The sequence below is a fragment of the Polaromonas sp. P4_F9 genome (assembly GCF_056401235.1).
Map to the genome: position 1 here is coordinate 94127 of NZ_JBFUJT010000005.1, position 13633 is coordinate 107759.

The 13633-nt window shown below is 65.0% G+C and carries 15 protein-coding genes; 8 read left to right on the forward strand and 7 right to left on the reverse strand.

The window, feature by feature from the left end; all coding sequences use genetic code 11:
- Positions 1–20 precede the first annotated feature (20 nt).
- Positions 21–1034, forward strand: a complete 1014-nt coding sequence (locus AC1DUB_RS06340; protein WP_477728790.1) for a PhoH family protein — start codon at positions 21–23, stop codon at positions 1032–1034.
- Positions 1024–1488, forward strand: coding sequence for an rRNA maturation RNase YbeY (gene ybeY / locus AC1DUB_RS06345; protein WP_477728791.1), 465 nt, complete (start codon positions 1024–1026; stop codon positions 1486–1488). Before AC1DUB_RS06340 ends, ybeY begins: the two co-directional genes overlap by 11 nt.
- Before the next feature lie 62 nt (positions 1489–1550).
- On the opposite strand, the gene dtd is transcribed toward ybeY, so the two are convergent.
- The 3 genes from dtd to AC1DUB_RS06360 all read right to left on the reverse strand — a co-directional run bounded on the left by dtd (position 1551) and on the right by AC1DUB_RS06360 (position 3824).
- Entirely contained in the window at positions 1551–2015 is a 465-nt protein-coding gene (gene dtd / locus AC1DUB_RS06350; RefSeq protein ID WP_477728792.1) for a D-aminoacyl-tRNA deacylase, read from the reverse strand.
- A 54-nt stretch (positions 2016–2069) separates the two neighbouring features.
- Positions 2070–2837, reverse strand: coding sequence for a substrate-binding domain-containing protein (locus AC1DUB_RS06355; RefSeq protein WP_477720109.1), 768 nt, complete (start codon positions 2835–2837; stop codon positions 2070–2072).
- 72 nt (positions 2838–2909) lie between these two features.
- Positions 2910–3824 carry a cation diffusion facilitator family transporter gene (locus AC1DUB_RS06360; protein WP_477720110.1) on the reverse strand — a complete coding sequence of 305 codons (915 nt, stop codon included), beginning with the start codon at positions 3822–3824 and terminating at the stop codon, positions 2910–2912.
- A 55-nt stretch (positions 3825–3879) separates the two neighbouring features.
- Here AC1DUB_RS06360 and AC1DUB_RS06365 point away from each other — a divergent pair, with 55 nt between their 5' ends.
- The 4 genes from AC1DUB_RS06365 (at position 3880) to AC1DUB_RS06380 (ending at position 7540) form a co-directional block, all read left to right on the forward strand.
- Positions 3880–5346, forward strand: coding sequence for a sensor histidine kinase (locus AC1DUB_RS06365; protein WP_477728793.1), 1467 nt, complete (start codon positions 3880–3882; stop codon positions 5344–5346).
- Positions 5343–6071, forward strand: coding sequence for a response regulator transcription factor (locus AC1DUB_RS06370; RefSeq protein WP_477720112.1), 729 nt, complete (start codon positions 5343–5345; stop codon positions 6069–6071). The genes AC1DUB_RS06365 and AC1DUB_RS06370 overlap by 4 nt, the downstream gene beginning before the upstream one ends.
- A 244-nt stretch (positions 6072–6315) precedes the next feature.
- Positions 6316–6807, forward strand: coding sequence for a GlcG/HbpS family heme-binding protein (locus tag AC1DUB_RS06375; protein WP_477728794.1), 492 nt, complete (start codon positions 6316–6318; stop codon positions 6805–6807).
- A gap of 16 nt (positions 6808–6823) precedes the next feature.
- Positions 6824–7540 (forward strand): ankyrin repeat domain-containing protein, encoded by a 717-nt coding sequence (locus AC1DUB_RS06380; RefSeq protein WP_477720114.1) that lies wholly within the window; start codon positions 6824–6826, stop codon positions 7538–7540.
- A gap of 52 nt (positions 7541–7592) precedes the next feature.
- On the opposite strand, the gene tyrS is transcribed toward AC1DUB_RS06380, so the two are convergent.
- Entirely contained in the window at positions 7593–8825 is a 1233-nt protein-coding gene (gene tyrS / locus AC1DUB_RS06385; RefSeq protein WP_477728795.1) for a tyrosine--tRNA ligase, read from the reverse strand.
- 223 nt (positions 8826–9048) lie between these two features.
- Between tyrS and AC1DUB_RS06390 the strand changes: the two genes are divergently transcribed.
- Positions 9049–10428, forward strand: a complete 1380-nt coding sequence (locus AC1DUB_RS06390; protein WP_477728796.1) for a peptidoglycan DD-metalloendopeptidase family protein — start codon at positions 9049–9051, stop codon at positions 10426–10428.
- A gap of 262 nt (positions 10429–10690) precedes the next feature.
- Positions 10691–11827, forward strand: a complete 1137-nt coding sequence (locus AC1DUB_RS06395; RefSeq protein WP_477728797.1) for an anhydro-N-acetylmuramic acid kinase — start codon at positions 10691–10693, stop codon at positions 11825–11827.
- A 129-nt stretch (positions 11828–11956) separates the two neighbouring features.
- Here AC1DUB_RS06395 and erpA read toward each other — a convergent pair whose 3' ends face one another.
- The 3 genes from erpA to AC1DUB_RS06410 all read right to left on the reverse strand — a co-directional run bounded on the left by erpA (position 11957) and on the right by AC1DUB_RS06410 (position 13626).
- Positions 11957–12322 carry an iron-sulfur cluster insertion protein ErpA gene (erpA, locus tag AC1DUB_RS06400; protein ID WP_068836098.1) on the reverse strand — a complete coding sequence of 122 codons (366 nt, stop codon included), beginning with the start codon at positions 12320–12322 and terminating at the stop codon, positions 11957–11959.
- A 111-nt stretch (positions 12323–12433) separates the two neighbouring features.
- On the reverse strand, positions 12434–12862 hold the full coding sequence (locus tag AC1DUB_RS06405) for a bactofilin family protein (protein WP_477720120.1): 429 nt from the start codon (positions 12860–12862) through the stop codon (positions 12434–12436).
- Positions 12863–12918: 56 nt separating this feature from the next.
- Positions 12919–13626 (reverse strand): DUF6776 family protein, encoded by a 708-nt coding sequence (locus AC1DUB_RS06410; RefSeq protein ID WP_477728798.1) that lies wholly within the window; start codon positions 13624–13626, stop codon positions 12919–12921.
- Between the last annotated feature and the right edge of the window lie 7 nt (positions 13627–13633).

The window sequence follows — 13633 nt, forward strand, 5'->3', positions numbered from 1 at the left end:
CTTTCAGAAAAAGCCGCGCCTTGATCCTTCGCTACACCTTCACGCCGCCCAACAACACCCGCATGGGGCATCTGTGCGGGCCCATGGACTCCCATATCCGCACCATCGAGGCCGCGCTGCAGGTGACGATTGCGCACCGCTTCGAGCAGTTCAAGATCGACGGCCCCAAGGTCAGGGCCCAGCAGGCGCTCGAGGTGCTGCAAGCGCTGTACGAGATAGCCCAGCGGCCCATTGCCGAGGAAACCGTGCAGCTCATGCTGGCCAGCGACACCCCGATGAGCGCGGCGCCCGACGGGGCCATGGCGCTGTCGACACGGCGGGCCGACCTGCGCGCCCGCACCACCAACCAGGGCCAATACCTCGAGAACATTGCCACCCACGACATCACCTTTGGCATTGGCCCGGCCGGCACCGGCAAGACCTACCTGGCGGTCGCCTGCGCGGTCGATGCACTGGAGCGCAGCACCGTGCAGCGCATCGTGCTGACGCGCCCGGCCGTGGAGGCGGGCGAGCGCCTGGGCTTTTTGCCGGGCGACCTGAGCCAGAAGGTCGACCCCTACCTGCGCCCGCTCTATGACGCGCTGTATGAACTGATGGGCTTTGAACGCGTGCAAAAGGCCTTTGAACGCCAGCAGATAGAAATCGCCCCGCTGGCCTTCATGCGCGGCCGCACGCTGAACCACGCCTTTGTGATCCTGGACGAGGCGCAGAACACCACGCCCGAGCAGATGAAGATGTTTCTGACCCGCATCGGCTTTGGCGCCAAGGCCGTGGTGACCGGCGATGTCAGCCAGGTCGATTTGCCGCGCACGCAGCTCAGCGGACTGATCGACGCCGAACGCGTGCTGCGGCGTGTCAAGGGGATTGCGATCACGCGCCTGACCAGCGCCGACGTGGTGCGGCATCCGCTGGTGGCGCGCATTGTGGACGCCTACGACAAACAGGGCAGCCCCACCGTGGCCTCTGTGGATGCCATTGACTCAATAGCACCCATCACCCGCTCCTCCAGGGCGAGGAGCCGCAATGGCTCCTGATTTTCCGCTCAGGCAGCTCGATCTTTCCCTGCAGTTCGGCCAGTTTCCCGGCATCGCCCGCCACCGCGCTGCCCTGCCGCGCCGCCAGGTGCAGCGCTGGATCAGCCATGCGCTGAAAACCGATGCCGAGATCACGGTGCGCATCGTCGATGCCGAAGAGGGCCAGTCGCTCAACCGCGACTACCGGCGCAAGGACTACGCCACCAACGTGCTGACCTTTGACTACACCCGGGAACCCGTGGTGACCGCCGACCTGGTGCTCTGCGCCCCGGTGGTGGAGCAGGAAGCCCGCGAACAGGGCAAAACGCTGGAGGCGCACTACGCCCACCTGCTGGTCCACGCGACGTTGCATGCGCAAGGCTATGACCACGAGACCAACGAGCGCGACGCACTGGAAATGGAAGCGCTGGAGATCCTGCTGCTGGCCGCGCTGGGGTTTGCCAACCCTTATTGACGTAGCGGGTGGGCTCTGGAACTGGTCCAGGTCCAGGTCCAGGTCCAGGTCCAGGTCCAGGCTCAGGCTGCCGGATTGATCTGCAAGGGAATGGTCACCGGCCCGTCATTGACCAGGTGCACCTGCATGTCAGCGGCAAACTGCCCGGTTTGCACGTCAGGATGCGCCGCCCTCGCCTGCGCCACAAAATAATCGTAAAGCCGGCGACCCTCCTCGGGGGCGGCGGCGCCGGTGAAGCCGGGCCGGTTGCCCGCCGACACATCGGCAGCCAGCGTGAACTGGCTCACGATGAGCAGGCCTCCAGAACTTCCCCGTCCGTTCACGTCCTGCACGCTGCGGTTCATCTTGCCGGCCTCGTCTGAAAAAATCCGCAGCTTCAGGATTTTGGCGAGCAGTTTGTCGGCCTGCGGCTCGGCATCCCCGCGTTCGGCACACACCAGCACCAGAAGCCCCTGGCCGATCCGGCCCACGGTTTCGCCGGCAATCACGACGCGGGCCTCGGCCACGCGCTGCAACACGGCCTTCACGCAATAACCTTCATGCCATGGCCTTCATGTCGAATGCATCAGGGCGCATGAGCATCAATCGGTCACACCTGCAGCCACAAACAGCGGCTTGCCCACCGGCCCGGACAGAAAAGTGACGAACTGCTGCGCCAGTTCCTGCTGCTGGCCGGAAACCAGCGGCGCGGCGGTGTAGGAGGTGTAGTTCTGCCCCTCGGCCGGCACCGGGCCGACGAAGCGCAGGCCCTTGTCCTGGTACAGCAGGATTTCAGTCATCGCGCCAAAACCAACCTCGCGGCCCTTGCCCTTGATGACATGTTCCATGACGGCTGCACCGTCGGTGTAACGGGTGGTCTTGCCCTCCACCTGCGTGTAAACGTCCATCTTCTTGAGCAGGCCTTCCAGGTAAAGGCCGGTGGACGCGCGGTTGAAGACCAGCGAGTCGGCCTCGAGCACGGAACGCCTGAGCGCATCGGCATTTGCAATGTCCGGCAGCGGCGCCCCGTCACGCACCGCCACGCCCATGCCCACCCGGCCGACATTGGCACGCGTTTCCGCCAGCTTGCTGGCAGCGGCAAACTCGCCGATCACAGCCGGTGGTGCAATCACCACATCAAAGGCCGGGTTGCCATCCATGCGCTTGCGCAACTCGGGCGCGGTATTGAACGTGATGCGCGCCACATGGCCCGTCTGCTTCTGGAAGGCCGCCGCGGCCGCCTTGAGGCCGGGCTCGATGGCTCCGGCGCTGAGCACGGCAATCTCCGCGGCACCAGCGGTGCCCGCAAGGCCAGCCACCGCGAACAGGGTGAAGGCCAGGGTTGTCAATACGGCACGGACACGGTTCATGGGAGCTCCTGAAAGGAAGGGACTGCAGGCGCCCAGCGCAGCATGGGCCGAAGTTTATCTGCACAAGACCGATCAGATGAGATCAACCTCGTCATCAAAGTGAGCTTCCACGTCGCTGGGCAGCAGCTGGATGGTCGCGCGCAGCCCGGGCACGGCGCTCATCAGCGCCTGCTCGACGCTGGTGCGCACGGCGGCCGCGCGGCCCAGCGACCAGCTGGCCGGCATGTGCATGTGCAGGTCCACAAAACGGCGCTGGCCGGAGCGGCGCGTAGTCAGGTGGTCAAAGCGGATGGTGTGGTGCTTGAACTCTTCCAGTGTCTTGTGGATGTCGGCCAGCACCTCGGGTTCGACCGCCTCATCCATCAACCCCTGGGACGAACGCCACATCAGCCGGGCGCCTTCCCACAGAATGTTCAGGGCCACGCCGAAGGCCACCACCGCATCGAGCCACAGCCAGCCGGTGACCAGCACGGCGCCGATACCAACCACGACGCCGACGGAGGTCCAGACATCCGTCACCAGGTGCCGGGCATCGGCTTCCAGGGCTATTGAGCGATGGGCCCGGGCCGAGCGAAACATCACCCATGCCAGCAGGCCGTTGAGGCCGGAGCTGACAACCGACAGCGCCAGGCCCCAGCCGAGCTGCTGCAGGGGCTGCGGGTCAAAAATGCGGTGCCCCGCAGCCCAGATGATGGCCACGGCAGCGCCAATGATCAGCGCGCCTTCAAAGCCGGACGAGAAATATTCGGCCTTGTGGTGGCCGTAGGGATGGTCCTCGTCGGCCGGCCGCTGCGCGATGGTGACCATGGCCAGGCCAAACAGGGCACTGGCCAGATTGACAAAGGATTCCAGCGCATCCGACAGCAGGCCCACCGAGTCGGTGATGTACCAGGCGCCGGTTTTCAGCACGATGGTGATCGCCGCCACCGCCACGGAGGCCCTGAGCAGGCGTTGCGGCGTCAGAAATTTCAGGTCCAGTCGGCTCATGCGTTCATTGTCAACGATGCCGGACCCCGCCAACAAGCTATGCAAGAATGCGGCGATGCTCCAAGTGCGACAACGTTGGCTGGTCTGGGCCCTGCTCTGGTGCGCCATCACGGCGCTGGGCTGCGTGGCGCTGGCGCGCCTGGAGCTGGCCCAGCTGCGCGACAACTTTGAAACCGACGCACGCATCGCGCACCGCCTGCTGAGCCAGCGCGTGGTGCAGCACGACGCCGTCATGGCCACGCTGGCGCTGCTGCAGCCCGCGGCCGACGCATCCCGGCCCGAGCAGCGCCTGCCTTCGGTCTACCCGCAGATCATCGGCGTGCATCGTCAGGACCGCGAGGCCATCTGGCCGGATGAACGCCTGCGCAATGCGGCGACCCTGTCGCGGGCCCTGCGCAGGCCGGTGCTGGCGGAGGCGGACCTTGCCCGCGGCCGCTACCAGCTGGTGCTGGCGGCCGAGCCCACAAGCTACGCATTGCAACTGGACTTGCGTGCCGTGGTGCCCTGGAGCGAATGGCCCATGGCTCCCGACACCAGCCCGGTGCGCGTCACGCTGGAGCATCAGGGGCAGATTTTTGTGCTGCAGCCGGGCCATGACCAGGCGGGCGGCTGGCGCTTTGAATTTCACAAACACCTGGCCGCCGAGAGCCAGCCATTTGATGTGGTGGCCCTGCGCCAGGTCGGCTGGGGCGAGCTGCCGTGGGGCTGGATGCTGGCCTGGGCCCTGCTGGTGGCCGCCGTGCTGGTGGCCTGGCTTGCCCTGCTGCGCCAGCGAACCGCACGCCGGCGCGCCGAGGAGCTGCTGCGGCTGGGCCAGGTGGGGCGGCTGAACACGCTGGGAGAACTCGCAGCCGGCATGGCCCACGAGCTGAACCAGCCGCTGACCGCCCTGCTCGCCAACACCCAGGCCGCCGGCCGGCTGCTCAACGACAACCCGCCCGAGCTGGACAGTGCCCGCGCCGCCATGGCCCAGGCCGTGGAGCAGGCCCGCCGTGCGGCGGACGTGGTGGGCCGGCTGCGGCGCGCGGTAGAACGCCCCGGTCTGGCTGCGCCGGCGCAGCGGGTGGTGCTGCAGGGCGCGGTGCGCAATGCGCTGTACCTGCTGGAGCCCGAATTCAAGCGCCGCGAGGTGACGCCACAACTGGAGATGCCGTCCGCCCCCGTCACGGTACTGGCCGAGCCGGTGGCGCTGGAACAGATCATCCACAACCTGCTGATGAATGCCCTGCAGGCGCTGGAGCAGGTGCCTGCCGGTGAACGCCAGCTCAATGTGACGCTGCGCTCGGCCGACAGGCAAGGGGTGGTGACCATCACCGACTGCGGACCGGGAATGGCAGGCGACGTGCTGCCGCGCATTTTCGAGCCCTTCTTCACCACACGCGACACCGGCCTCGGGCTGGGGCTGGGGCTGAGCCTGTGCGAAACGCTGGCTACCAGCATGGGCGGCAGCCTGGCGGCGGCGCACAACGCACCGCGCGGGGCCGTGTTCAGTCTGTCTTTGCCCCTGGCGGTCACACCATGAAAGAACGTTCAGCCCCTCCCGGAACGCCGCCCGGCGGGAAGCCGGCCCTTCCCCGGGAAAGGGAAAGAAGCAACGGACCGCACGACGGGAAAACGGTGGGGGCCCTGCTGTCGCCCCTGATTCACCTGATCGATGACGACGAGGCGGTACGCAGCAGCCTCGCGCTGCTGATCAGCACGGTCGGCCTGCGGGTGCAAAGCTGGAGCGACCCGCAGGCCTTCATCAGCGGCTTTGACCGCCAGGGCATTGGCGCCATCGTGCTCGACGTGCGCATGCCCGGCATCAGCGGCCTGGCCGTGCTGGACACGCTCATGGCACAGGGCGTGGACCAACCAGTGATCATGCTGACCGGGCACGGCACGGTGGACATGTGCCGCCGCGCCTTCAAGTCCGGCGCGGCTGAATTCCTGGAAAAACCGGTCAATGACGAGCAACTGCTGGAAGCGCTGCAAAACGCGGTACGCCAGCATGTGAAGTCGCGTGAGCGGCGCCAGACCGACCGGCAGGCGCAGGAACGCTTTGCGCAGCTGTCGGAGCGCGAACGCGAAGTGCTGGGCCTGATCGTCGCCGGCCTGACCAACAAGGAAATCGGCCGGGCGCTGGATGTGTCGCCGCGCACCGTGGAAACCCACCGCGCCAACCTGTTTGCCAAGCTGGAAGCCGAGTCACTGGCGCAGCTGATCCGGCAGTATGCGACGCTGGCAGACGAAGCCGACGGTCGATAGGTATTCACCGAAAGCCAGTCCAAGCCGCGGAACCGGCTTCGCCGGGCCGCAGGCGGGCGGCCCCCTCGGGGGGCAGGGAGTTACGCGAAGCGAAGGACCGTGGGGGCAGTATTTCTACGGAGCCTGGCGCGTAACCCTACGAATGGGCAAAACAGCGGCCATTTCTTAAAGTTCTCCCACGGTTGATCGAACCGCCTTGAACGGTTTTTGAACCGTTTCCAACAACTACTTTCTGGAGAACACCATGCGCAACATCATCAAGGCTTCCGCTCTGGCCCTGTCCCTCGCGGCCACCGCGGCCGGCGCCCAGGCCGTACGGACCGAAAAAAACATGTCCCTCGAGTTGGCCACCCAGATTGCCGCCGCCAGCGTGGCCGCCTGCGCTGCCAACGGTTATGCGGTTGCCGCCACGGTGGTGGATCGCGCGGGCACCGTGCGCGCCGTCCAGCGCGCCGACAATGCCGGCCCGCACACGCTGGGCGCCAGCCTGCAAAAGGCGTTCACCTCGGCCTCGGCCAAAAACAACACCCAGGCCATGATGGAGGTTTCGCAAAAGAACCCCGGCGCGGCCAATCTCGGTGACATCCCCGGCTTCCTGCTGCTGGGCGGCGGCGTGCCGGTCAAGGTCGGCAATGAAGTCATAGGCGCCGTCGGCATCGGTGGTGCGCCCGCCGGCAACCTCGACGAACAGTGCGCCGTGGCCGCGCTGGACAAGGTCAAGGACCTGCTGAAATAAGCACCGGAGCGCCAGCATGAACCGACGCCCTGCCGGACTGCTCCTGAACGCCCTGGCGCTGGCCGCTGCCTGCGGGCTCGGCGCCCTGGCGAGCGCGCCTGCGGCGGCTCAGGTGGCCCCGAGCGCCACCGAAGTCGCGCACTACAGGGGCCTGCACGCCGCCGCCCACCAGGGCGATGTGGCCCGCATTGACAAGCTTGCCTCGGCCAAAGCCGATCTCGATGCCCGGGATGGCAATGGCCGCACACCGCTGCACGTCGCCACCTTTGCGAGGCAGCAGGGCGCGATTCGCGCGCTCGTCAAGGCAGGCGCCCACATTAACCTGCTGGACCACGACGTCTACGATGGCGTGACGATTGCCTCGGTCGCCGATGACGAGGAAACGCTGCGCGTGCTGCTGGCCCTGGGCGCCAGCGCGAAGCAGGTGACCAGCCGTTATGACGGCACCGCACTGATCGCCGCCGCCCATCTGGGGCATGACGGGGTGGTCCGGCAGCTGATTGCCGCCGGCGCGCCGCTGGACCATGTGAACAACCTGCACTGGACGGCCGTGATCGAATCCATCGTGCTGGGCAATGGCGGCGCCCGCCACCAGGCCACGCTAAAGGCTTTGATAGACGCCGGGGCCAACCTGCAGCTGACGGACCGGCAGGGCAACACGCCCTTGCAGCTGGCCCGGTCGCGCGACTACGGCGAGATGGTGAAGATGCTGGAAAAGGCTGGCGCGAAGTAGTCGAGTCGGAATGCGAAGGCCTACTGCGCGGCGCGTCCCTTGCCCTTGCCATTCAGGCCAGCGTCACCCGCGCAAACTTGCGCTTGCCCACCTGCAGCACATAGGTTCCGGCGCCCAGCTTCAGGGCCTTGTCACTGACCACGCTGGAGTCCACACGCACGCCGCCGCCGTCAATCAGGCGGTTGGCCTCGCTGCCGGAAGGCGCCAGGCCGGCGGCCTTGAGCAGGGCGCCAATGCCCAGGGGCGCGCCTGACAGCGACACCTCGGGGATCTCGTCGGGGATGCCGCCCTTGCTGCGGTTGATGAAATCCTGCTCGGCCGCATCGGCGGCTGCCGCGCTGTGGAAGCGGGCGGTGATTTCCTTGGCCAGTGCCACCTTGGCGTCCTTGGGGTTGCGGCCGGCTTCGACCTCGGCCCTGAGCGCCGCAATTTCGGCTTCGCTCCTGAACGACAGCAGGGTGTACCAGCGCCACATCAGCACATCGGAAATGCTCAGCACCTTGGCAAACATGGTGTTGGGATCTTCAGAAATACCGATGTAGTTGTTCTTGCTCTTGGACATCTTCTCGATGCCATCGAGCCCCTCGAGCAGCGGCATGGTCAGGACGCACTGGGGCTCCTGGCCATACTCGACCTGCAGGTGGCGGCCCATCAGCAGGTTGAACTTCTGGTCGGTGCCGCCGAGTTCCAGGTCGGACTTGAGCGCCACCGAGTCATAGCCCTGCATCAGCGGGTATAAAAACTCGTGAACGCTGATCGACTGGCCGCCCTTGAAGCGGTCGTGGAAATCGTTGCGCTCCATCATGCGGGCCACGGTGTAGCGCGAGGCCAGCTGGACCATGCCGCGGGCACCCAGTGGGTCGCTCCATTCGCTGTTGTAGCGAATTTCGGTCCTGGCCGGGTCCAGCACCAGGCTGGCCTGCCGGTAGTAAGTCTGGGCGTTGACCTCGATCTGCTCGCGGGTCAGCGGCGGCCGGGTGCTGTTGCGGCCTGAGGGGTCGCCGATCATGGTGGTGAAGTCGCCAATCAGGAAAATCACCGAGTGGCCCAAATCCTGGAGCTGCCGCATTTTGTTCAAAACCACCGTATGTCCGACATGAATGTCAGGTGCGGTCGGGTCCAGCCCCAGTTTGATGCGCAGCGGCACGCCGGTAGCCTCGCTGCGGACCAGTTTTTTGACCCATTCGTCCTGTGGAATCAGTTCTTCGCATCCGCGCAGGGAAACGGCCAGGGCCGTCCTGACACCGTCAGACAGGGGGAGATTTGTAACAAGTTCTTGATTCATAAGGGGTTTTCACATGCGGGGGCTTTATCCGACAGATATAATTCGTGCTCTCCTGCATCAAGCCGCCATTTTAGTTGGCCCGCAATTTGCTGATCAGGATCAGAAACGTTTTAAGTCCGGTGACGCCGGACCCTCACATCAGCAGTGCGGGCCCGTCACCGATCACCTTATATCGCAGTCAGGCGCACCAACCTCGGGTTATGGCGCCTTGGGTGCACTTTAGTTGGGAATTTTCGTTTTGCGCCTGCCCGCCCCCTCCCATATCCTGACATCCCTCGCGAACAGCCTTCGCCGCCACCCCAAACGAGTCACCGGCAGCCTTGCCGTGTTGCTGCTCGGCACCGGGGTGACCGCGTTCGGTGTCGCGCCCCTGGCACCCGATGCCGCCGATTTGCCGGTTTACCAGGTGCTGGAGGCGGTGCAACCCCTGCCTACGCAAGCCCAGACCGACGCGCTGGGCGACTTCCGCTTCAACCTTTTTCGCACCGAAGGCACGCGCAGCAGCGACACCGCCGACACCCTGCTCAAGCGCCTGGGCATCAATGACCCAGCCGCGGCAGCCTTTTTGCGCAGCGACGCCAACGCCCAGGTGATCCTGGCAGGCCGCACCGGCAAAAATGTAACGGCCGAAGCCAGCGACAGCCAGCAACTGCAGAAGCTCAGCATGCGCTGGCCCACCGACGACGAGACGATGTTCAAGCGGATCGTGATCGAACGCACCCCCACCGGCTTCAGCTCCCGCATAGAAACCGCGCCCTACACCAGTTCGGCACGGCTGGCCAGCGGCAGCATCCACACCTCGCTGTTTGCCGCCACCGACGAAGCCCACATTCCCGACGGCGTGGCCGTGCAGATGGCCGAGATTTTCTCGGGCGACATCGATTTCCGCCGCGCGCTGCGCAAGGGCGACCGCTTCAACGTGGTCTACGAAACCCTGGAAGCCGACGGCGAGGCGCTTCGCACCGGCCGCGTGCTGTCGGCCGAGTTTGTCAACGCCGGCAAGGCCTACCAGGCCATGTGGTTCCAGCCCCCGGGTCAAAATGCCGCGGGCGCACCAAACAAGGGCGGCTATTACACGCTGGACGGCCAGAGCCTGCGCCGCGCCTACCTGAGCTCCCCGGTGGAATTTTCCCGCATCAGCAGCGGCTTTTCCATGCGCTTTCACCCCATCCTGCAGAAATGGCGCGCGCACCTGGGCACCGACTTTGCCGCCACCACGGGCACGCCCGCACGAACCGTGGGCGACGGGGTGGTGGAGTTTGCCGGCGTACAGAACGGCTACGGCAACGTGGTTTTCATCCGGCACCGCAACAACCACGAAACCGTGTACGCGCACCTGAGCAAGATCTCGGTACAGCGCGGCCAGAGCGTCAGCCAGGGCCAGACCATTGGCCTGGTCGGCTCAACCGGCTGGGCCACCGGCCCGCACCTGCACTTCGAGTTCCGCGTCAACGGCGCCCAGCAGGACCCGATGACGATTGCCAAGCAGAGCGAAACCATCCCCGTCTCCACCGCGGCCCTGCCGGCGTTCAGGCAGCTGGCAGACGGCGTCAGAAACCAGCTTCTTGCTGCTGCCACCATTTCGCAGACTCGCGCGGAATAAAGGCCCCCACGCTTTTCACTGCGTGTAATGCGCTGCCCCCCGAGGGGGCCGCTGCGCCTGCGGCCCGGCCAAGCCGGTTCCGCGGCCCCTGCTGGGCTGGAGAGCTACCACTTCTAAGACCCCCATGCTTGCTCACTTCGTGTAGCTCTCCATCCCCGAAATGGCTAATTTTTCTCGGGCCGGTTTGCGAAAATTTGGGGCCGAGGCTCAAATGACCTGCAAGTAACGCTACCCCGCTCGCTCCCTGCGGCAAAATAGCCGCATGCTGGACTACTACATTGGCCTGATGTCGGGCACCTCACTTGACGGCGCGGACGGGGTGCTGGTGGACTTCTCCGGCGACCAACCGCGCGTCGTGGCGGCGGTCACCGAGCCCTTTGCCGACAGCTTCCGGGCGGAATTGCTGGCGCTGAACACACCCACCCACAATGAACTGCACCGTGCGGCGCTCGCGGCAAACCAGCTGGCCGCGCTCTACGCCAGGGTGGTCAAGACCCTGTTGATCGAGGCCGGCGCACAAGGCATCGCGCCCGTGCACATTGGCGCCATTGGTGCGCATGGACAGACCGTCAGGCACCAGCCGCAGAGAACGTCGCTGGATGCCGAGGGGGCGGGCTACACGCTCCAGCTCAACAACCCGGCCCTGCTGGCCGAGCTCACCGGGCTGGACGTGGTGGCGGACTTTCGCAGCCGCGACGTGGCCGCCGGTGGCCAGGGAGCGCCGCTGGTTCCCGCCTTTCACCAGCGTATTTTTGGCAGGGCGGACAGCACCGTCACCGTACTGAACATCGGTGGCATCTCCAACCTCAGCGTGCTACCCCGCGACTGCGAGGCACCTGTGCTGGGCTTTGACTGCGGGCCGGGCAATGCGCTGATCGATGCGTGGTGCCTGCAGCACACCGGTCAGCCGTTTGACGACGGTGGCGCCTGGGCGGCCAGCGGCAAACTGCTCTCCGGGCTGCTGGCCAGCCTGCTGGACGAACCCTATTTTGGGCAGGCTCCTCCCAAAAGCACGGGCAGAGACCTTTTCAGCCTGGCGTGGCTGGCGGAAAAACTGCGGCCATTCGCCGCAGAACGCCCCGAAGACATCCAGAACACCTTGACCGAATTCACGGCCAGCGCCTGTATCGCCGGTGTGACCAGCTACGGGAAAGACAGCAAGGAGCTGATTGTGTGCGGCGGCGGCGCTTTCAACCGTCACCTCATGCAGCGCCTGCAGGCCGGCTTGCCGTCCCTGAACGTGAGCTCCTCGGCGGCCCATGGCCTGCCGCCCCTGCAGGTCGAGGCAGCCGCTTTTGCCTGGCTGGCCCGCCAGGCCGTCGAAAGGCAGCCCGGCAACCTCGCCAGCGCGACAGGCGCCGCAGGCCCGCGGGTGCTGGGCGCCGTCTACCCGGCCTGAACTCCACACGGCACACGCAATGGGTCAGGGCGAGGCCATCGCCGTCGCCGTCGCCGGAGATTGCACAAAAGCAAAAAGCCGCCCGAAGGCGGCTTTTTTTAATCTCAATATGTGAGGAGAGCGGACGGCTCAGGCGGAAAAACTGGAACCGCAACCACAGGTGCTGGTCGCGTTCGGGTTCTTGATCACGAACTGCGCGCCTTCAAGGTCGTCCTTGTAGTCGATTTCGGCGCCGACCAGGTACTGGTAGCTCATGGCGTCGATCAGCAGCGACACGCCATTTTTGGTCATGGTGGTGTCGTCTTCGTTGGTGATCTCATCAAAGGTGAAACCGTACTGAAAACCGGAACAGCCCCCACCCTGCACAAATACGCGCAATTTCAGGTCTGGATTGCCCTCTTCGGCGATCAGCTCGGCGACCTTGGCGGCCGCGCTGTCGGTAAAGACAAAGGGGGCGGGCATCTCGGTCTGGATATTTTCAGCAACTGCGCTCATGGAAACTCCGTAATTCTGGTCTCAACAAACAAATAGTACAGCAAATCGATCAACCATAGGACTCATACGTCTAAGCAGGAGCCTCGGGACAGCGCACCACCCAGGCATCAATTAGTTAGCGCTCACCGCCGGGATTGAGGGGGAGTTACTGGCGGCCAGCTTCAAGGGTGATTTTTCTTCCAGCTGCTGGAGCGTTGTGGGCCGCAATTGTCCAAAAATGACGGCGCCCTGGTGCATTTCAAGTGCCTTGTAGGACACACTTCCTTCAATTTTGGCCTTGGGCTGGAGTTCCAGCAATTCGCAGGCATGAACGGGCCCCACCACGCGGCCATTGATGATCACGTGGTCGGCCTGGACCAGCCCGGTCACCACGGCCGACTCGCTGATCACCAGAATACTGGGGCTGCCTTCATTGGCACGAATGTCGCCAATCACTTCGCCATCGATCCGCAGGCCGTCGGTGAACTTGAGGCTGCCTTCAATGCAGCTGCCCTGGGCAATCAGGCTTCTGATGGGGGGCTGTTTCTTTTTACCGAACATATAGCTTCCTGGAGGCGGGGGCGGGATGGTGGGCGGGGTGTGGACAGAGCGGGAGGTTAGAGCTTGAAGGTCTGAACCGAGCGGACTGTCGTGCCTTCAAGCACTTTGGCGGTCACTGTTTTTACCACGGCCTGGGGGGGCAAGTCGAGGACGCCCTCCACGCGGCGGTACTGTTTGAACTGTAAAGCCTGCGGGCCACCAGGCAAGGCCATGGTCCAGGGCTTTCCGGCCTGTGTGCCGTTCACTGTCAGGTCGAGCCTGCCATTGAAAACCGGGGCATTCTTGATCGGCTGAATGACCAGCACCTGCCATTTGAGCTGGGTCTCCGACAACACCTCGGCCTGCAGGCTGCGCAGCGAGGCCACTTCGGCGCCGCCCGAAGGCAACAGCTTCTCGAAAAACCCGAGGTCATCGCGCAGCGCCCGGTTGTCCGATTCCAGCTGGCGGATCTGGCTCATCATTTTCTCCTGCAGCGCCTTCTCGGCCGTCAACAGGCTGCCGGAAGTGTTGGCAACCGACTGCGCCTTGTCGCGGTCCGAGCGCAGGCTGGCGACTTCCTGCCGCAGCAGGCTCAGCTCCTGCTTGGCGTTGGTGTCCAGCCCCGCAATACTCTTGCCAAACTCAAAGGCCCACAAGGCGATGGCGGCGGAAAATCCCAGCATCAGGGCGCCGGCGATCCAGCGCAGGGGCCATGGAAGCGAGCTGCGGATGGCCATGCGCGGCGAACTGATGGTCAGGCGACGGCGAAACAGGCGGAATTTCAAAGGGCAG

Bases quoted from the DNA above. Each gene is read 5' to 3' on its own strand.
- ybeY (WP_477728791.1), top strand. From the start codon at position 1,024: ATGGCTCCTGATTTTCCGCTCAGGCAGCTCGATCTTTCCCTGCAGTTC.
- AC1DUB_RS06375 (WP_477728794.1), top strand. From the start codon at position 6,316: ATGCGCAACATCATCAAGGCTTCCGCTCTGGCCCTGTCCCTCGCGGCC.
- tyrS (WP_477728795.1), bottom strand. From the start codon at position 8,825: ATGAATCAAGAACTTGTTACAAATCTCCCCCTGTCTGACGGTGTCAGG.
- erpA (WP_068836098.1), bottom strand. From the start codon at position 12,322: ATGAGCGCAGTTGCTGAAAATATCCAGACCGAGATGCCCGCCCCCTTT.
- AC1DUB_RS06395 (WP_477728797.1), top strand. From the start codon at position 10,691: ATGCTGGACTACTACATTGGCCTGATGTCGGGCACCTCACTTGACGGC.
- AC1DUB_RS06365 (WP_477728793.1), top strand. From the start codon at position 3,880: ATGCTCCAAGTGCGACAACGTTGGCTGGTCTGGGCCCTGCTCTGGTGC.
- AC1DUB_RS06370 (WP_477720112.1), top strand. From the start codon at position 5,343: ATGAAAGAACGTTCAGCCCCTCCCGGAACGCCGCCCGGCGGGAAGCCG.
- AC1DUB_RS06405 (WP_477720120.1), bottom strand. From the start codon at position 12,862: ATGTTCGGTAAAAAGAAACAGCCCCCCATCAGAAGCCTGATTGCCCAG.
- AC1DUB_RS06360 (WP_477720110.1), bottom strand. From the start codon at position 3,824: ATGAGCCGACTGGACCTGAAATTTCTGACGCCGCAACGCCTGCTCAGG.
- AC1DUB_RS06355 (WP_477720109.1), bottom strand. From the start codon at position 2,837: ATGAACCGTGTCCGTGCCGTATTGACAACCCTGGCCTTCACCCTGTTC.
- AC1DUB_RS06380 (WP_477720114.1), top strand. From the start codon at position 6,824: ATGAACCGACGCCCTGCCGGACTGCTCCTGAACGCCCTGGCGCTGGCC.